Origin of the sequence: Mesorhizobium sp. M4A.F.Ca.ET.050.02.1.1 (assembly GCF_003997725.1) — a bacterium.
Lineage (GTDB): Bacteria > Pseudomonadota > Alphaproteobacteria > Rhizobiales > Rhizobiaceae > Mesorhizobium.
Genome location: NZ_RZSG01000544.1, coordinates 1 through 4116, shown reverse-complemented (window position 1 = coordinate 4116; position 4116 = coordinate 1). Strand labels below are relative to the sequence as shown.

The following is a 4116-nucleotide window of genomic DNA, read 5'->3' as shown; positions in this document are numbered from 1 at the left end:
TGGCCTGGCTGGCCGGGCGCAGCGACCGGCCCGGCGCCCGCCTGTGGGCCTGGCTGTCGGTGGCGCCGCTCGCCATTCCGGCCTTCGTACATTCCTATGCCTGGATCAGCCTGGTGCCGGGACTGCACGGCCTGTGGGCCGGCGTTCTCGTCTCCGTCATCGCCTATTTTCCATTCCTCTATCTGCCCATCTCCGCAGCGCTGCGCCGGCTCGACCCCGCACTGGAGGACGCGGCCGCCGCCCTTGGGCTCGGTCCGTGGCGGGTCTTCGCGCGCGTCGTGCTGCCGCAGCTCAGATTGGCCATTTGCGGCGGTTCGTTGCTGGTCGGCCTGCATCTGTTGGCCGAATACGGCCTCTATGTCTTCATCCGGTTCGACACCTTCACCACGGCGATCGTCGACCAGTTCCAGTCGACCTTCAACGGGCCGGCCGCCAACATGCTCGCCGCCGTGCTGGTGACATGCTGCTTCGTGCTGCTCGCCCTGGAGGTGCTGGTGCGCGGCGAGGAGCGCTATGCCCGCGTCGGCTCTGGGGCGGCCCGCCAGCAGCGGCGCGCCAGCCTCGGCCGCGCCACGCTGCCTTGCCTGGCGCTGCCGGCCATCGCCTCGCTGCTTTCGCTGGGCGTGCCCTTCATCACCATCGGCCGCTGGCTCGTGGCCGGCGGCGCCGAGGTCTGGCGCCTCGACGAAATCAGCCTGGCACTCGGCCAGACGCTGTTCCTGGCGATGGCCGGCGCGCTGCTCGCCACCATCGCCGCCATGCCGATGGCCTGGATTTCGATCCGCGCGCCAGGGCCGCTGCAGCGCCTGCTCGAGGGCTGCAATTATATCGTCGGCTCGCTGCCCGGCGTCGTCATCGCGTTGGCGCTGGTTACCATAACCGTGCGCGTCGCCATGCCGCTCTACCAGACGCTCTTCACCATCCTCTTCGCCTACGCGCTGATGTTCCTGCCGCGCGCTTTGGTCAGCCTCAGGGCTTCGATCGCGCAGGCGCCGGTCGAGCTCGAACGCGCCGCCTCGAGCCTCGGCAGGGCGCCGCTCAAGGCACTGTGGTCGACGACCATCCGGCTTTCAGCGCCGGGTGCCGCCGCCGGCATGGCGCTTGTGGCGCTCGGCATCATGAACGAACTCACCGCCACCCAGATGCTGGCGCCGAACGGCACCCGCACGCTGGCCATGGCCTTCTGGTCCTACAGCGGCGAGATCGATTATGCCTCGGCCGCCCCCTATGCCTTCATCATGGTGGCGATGTCGCTGCCGCTGACCTGGCTGCTCTATGTCCAGTCGAAGAGGATGGCCGGACGATGAGCTTCCTGGAACTGTCTGGCGTGGCCAAGCACTACGGCCCGGTGGCGGCGCTGGCCGGCGTTGACCTCAGCGTCGAGAGCGGCAGCCGCACGGCGATCGTCGGGCCATCCGGATGCGGCAAGACCACCTTGCTCAGGCTGATCGCCGGCTTCGAGGCGCCGGACCGGGGCAAGATCGTGCTCGATGGCGAGGTGCTGGCCAATGGCGGCGCTGCCGTGCCGGCGCACCGGCGCGGCATCGGCGTGGTCGCGCAGGACGGGGCGTTGTTCCCGCATCTCACCATCGCCGACAATATCGGCTTCGGCCTGGCGCGAAACGCCGAGAAGCGTGCCGAGCACATCGTCGAGCTCGCCTATATCGTCGGGCTCGACAAGGCGATCCTGAAGCGCCGCCCGCACGAGCTCTCCGGCGGCCAGCAGCAGCGCGTGGCGCTCGCCCGCGCCATGGCCATGAAGCCGCGCCTGATGCTGCTTGACGAGCCGTTCTCGGCCCTCGATACCGGCTTGCGCGCCTCCATGCGCAAGGCAGTGGCCGAGTTGCTGGAAGCCGCCGGGATCACCACCATCCTCGTCACCCACGACCAGGCCGAGGCGCTGTCCTTCGCCAGCCAGGTCGCGGTGATGCGCGACGGGCTTTTCTCGCAGGTCGGCACGCCGCGCGAACTCTATTTCCGGCCGAAGGACAGGATGGTCGCAGAGTTCCTTGGCGATGCCATCATTCTGCCGGCGAAGATCGCCGACGGTTTCGCTATCTCGCCGCTCGGCCGCATCGCCGTCGACACAGCCGAACGCCGCGATGTCGCCCGAATCATGCTGAGGCCGGAACAGGTGCTGTTGAAACGGACCTCGCGTGAAGGCATGTCGGGAACCCCGGACATGCTGTTCGGCGAGGTGACGGAATCCGAATTCGCCGGCTCGATGTGCACGATCGCCGTGCGGCTCCTGAACAGCCCCGACCCGCCGGACGCGGCGGCGATCGGCAACACGCCGCTGATCCTGCGCAAGCCCGGCATCGACGCGCCGGCGCTTGGCGAGATCGTGCGGCTGACCGTCTCCGGCAAAGCGCATGTTTTTGCCTGAGCTTCCAAGCCAAGGCGTGTTGAGATTCAGATCAGGCCGGCACCGCCTGAATATCGACACGCCTTAACGTACCCGCTCGCCCGTCGCCGGCGACCAGAGTGGCCAGGTCTCCAGAAAATCGTGGCTGTGCACGACGACGCGCTGCCCATCGATGTGGATAATCGAATAGGCGGGCGGCGCCTGCTCGACAACTTCGTCGCCCACCAAGTCGAGCACGAAGCGGGCGTGCAATCCGCGCTGCGCGGCAAACGGAATGCCGGCGACTGTGCCGGCTATGTCGCGATGGACATGGCCGAAGAAGATGTAGCGGACATTGCCGTGCCGCGTCAGGACCTCGAGCAGCCGATGCGGCTGTTCGAGCCCGAGCGGATCGAGCAGCTCGAGGCCAAGCTCGATCGGCGGATGATGCAGGAAGATATAGGCCCGGCGGCCCGCCGCCTCGCCGAGCCTGGCATCCAGCCAGGCCAGCCGCCTGTCGCATAATTCGCCGGTGACGCGGCCCTCGGCCAGGCTGTCGAGGAACAGCAGCGATGCTTCCTGCGTGTCGAAGACCGACTGCACGAAGCCATTCTCGTCGGTTGGATTTCCGGCAAAAGCCGCGACCAGGTTGGCGCGCCTGTCGTGATTGCCGGGCAGCAGCCGATATGGGACTGAAAGCCGCGCCAGGGCTGATTGGAGGTCGGCATAGCTCTGCGCCTCGCCGGATTCGGTCAGGTCACCGGTGAAGACGCAAAGTGCCGCATCGCCGTGGCGGGCATTGATATGGTCGATGCAGCGGTCGAGCCGCTCGTGCAGGTCAGCGCCAAAGCGGATCTCGCCGCGCCGGCCGAGATGGACGTCGGTGACCTGGATGACTTTCATTGCGCGACCCTTCTTCGATCGGACAGGGAGTTGCCTTGCCGTCCATCGCAGCCGGCCGAGCGCTTGATCAGAGCGCCGGCACCGGCATCGACGCCTTGAAGACGTCAAGGCGGCTTCCCGTCTCGGACGAGAAGAAGTGCAGGTCGGCCTCGGAGAACTGCAGGCCGACGGCGCTGCCCGGCGCGGGATGGACGGTTTCCGACGTCACTACCGAAAACGCCGCACCGTCGAGATCGACATAGATGACCCGCCCGGCACCGAGCTCTTCGACCAGGTCGACGGTCGCGTCGAGCGCGCCCGGCGTGCCGGGGGCGACGATGCGCACGGCCTCCGGCCGGATGCCCACCGCGATCTTGCTGCCGACCGGCAGGCCCGCGCGCGAGACGTTGAGCTTGCGGCTGCCACCGAGCAGCGACAGGCCATCGAGCGTGACCTCGCCTACCAGCATGTTCATCGCCGGCGCGCCGACGAAGGTGGCGACGAAGCGGCTCGCCGGGCGGCTGTAGACTTCCGCCGGCGTGCCGACCTGTTCGACACGGCCGCCATTCATCACCACCAGCCGGTCTGCCAGCGTCATCGCCTCGACCTGGTCATGGGTGACGAAGACCGAGGTGGCGCTCAGCCGCCGGTGCAGCTTGCGGATTTCCGAGCGCATCTGCACGCGCAGCTTGGCGTCGAGATTGGAGAGCGGTTCGTCGAAGAGGAAAACCTTCGGCTCGCGAATCATGGCGCGGCCCATGGCGACGCGCTGGCGCTGGCCGCCGGACAAGGCCATCGGCTTCCGGTCGAGCAAGTGCTCCAGTTCCAGGATGCGCGCGACCGCCTGGATGCGCTGAGCGCGTTCGGCGGCTGGAACGCCCGCCACCTTC

4 protein-coding genes are annotated in these 4116 nt (G+C 67.8%); 2 read left to right on the top strand and 2 right to left on the bottom strand.

Features of this window, described 5'->3' with window-relative positions; genetic code table 11:
* Both EOA33_RS26500 and EOA33_RS26495 read left to right on the top strand, forming a co-directional pair.
* Window positions 1-1307, top strand: a 1307-nt coding sequence (locus EOA33_RS26500; protein WP_145989292.1) for an iron ABC transporter permease, incomplete at its 5' end; no start/stop codon positions are given.
* Window positions 1304-2386 carry an ABC transporter ATP-binding protein gene (locus EOA33_RS26495; RefSeq protein ID WP_126058107.1) on the top strand — a complete coding sequence of 361 codons (1083 nt, stop codon included), beginning with the start codon at window positions 1304-1306 and terminating at the stop codon, window positions 2384-2386. The genes EOA33_RS26500 and EOA33_RS26495, both read left to right, overlap by 4 nt.
* 63 nt (window positions 2387-2449) lie before the next feature.
* On the opposite strand, the gene EOA33_RS26490 is transcribed toward EOA33_RS26495, so the two are convergent.
* Together EOA33_RS26490 and EOA33_RS26485 are read right to left on the bottom strand one after the other, a co-directional pair.
* On the bottom strand, window positions 2450-3247 hold the full coding sequence (locus tag EOA33_RS26490) for a phosphodiesterase (protein ID WP_127400137.1): 798 nt from the start codon (window positions 3245-3247) through the stop codon (window positions 2450-2452).
* 67 nt (window positions 3248-3314) lie between these two features.
* Window positions 3315-4116, bottom strand: an 802-nt coding sequence (locus tag EOA33_RS26485) for a TOBE domain-containing protein (RefSeq protein ID WP_127406977.1), incomplete at its 5' end; no start/stop codon positions are given.